General features: G+C 54.9%; 1 protein-coding gene. It reads left to right on the top strand.

Annotation, left to right across the window (positions count from 1 at the left end):
* Positions 1-150 precede the first annotated feature (150 nt).
* Positions 151-559 (top strand): hypothetical protein (locus Q1A75_RS24040; protein ID WP_299593620.1); only part of this gene is annotated, 409 nt, incomplete at its 3' end.

Here is a 559-nt window from a genome sequence, read left to right as displayed (position 1 = left end):
CCGATAGGGTCGTCGTCTCAAAGCAACAGCCCGCGCCTGCCTGACGATGTTCAGGATAGAGCCGCTGCGCGGCGCCGTTTTTGTCATGAAGCGGAGGCGGGGCCATCGAACGTGCAGCAAGCTGCGACCTTGTCCAGCAGCAGAAGATCAATGCGATCCACGGCTGACGTTTTTGATACACGTGGATCGCTCGGGCAAACGCAAGCCCTGAGCAAAGAGCAACTGAACAGCCGGTTCATCATTGGTAGAGCGTCGGGACAGGGGTTGAACTGCTTGATCCGTTCGATCTTGCAACTTGTTCATGGGACGCTCAATCCTGACGAAACATTGGTGCAACAAATGCGCGATGCCCTTGTGGCTATGGGCTTTGCCCCTCAACAAGGTGCCATTGACATCTATGCAGCGCCAAACCCAGAAATCGGTACCCTGACAGAGGCATTGACCAACCAGTTTGACGTCCGCCTGCAAGTGATACAGCAAACTCCGGATGGAAACTATGTCCAACATCCGGTGGTCGGAGAAAACCCGTCGGCTCAGGTTTTGACAATCCTTCATACCG

Origin of the sequence: uncultured Tateyamaria sp. (genome assembly GCF_947504105.1) — a bacterium.
Classification (GTDB): domain Bacteria; phylum Pseudomonadota; class Alphaproteobacteria; order Rhodobacterales; family Rhodobacteraceae; genus Tateyamaria.
This window is presented reverse-complemented; position numbering and strand designations above follow the sequence as displayed.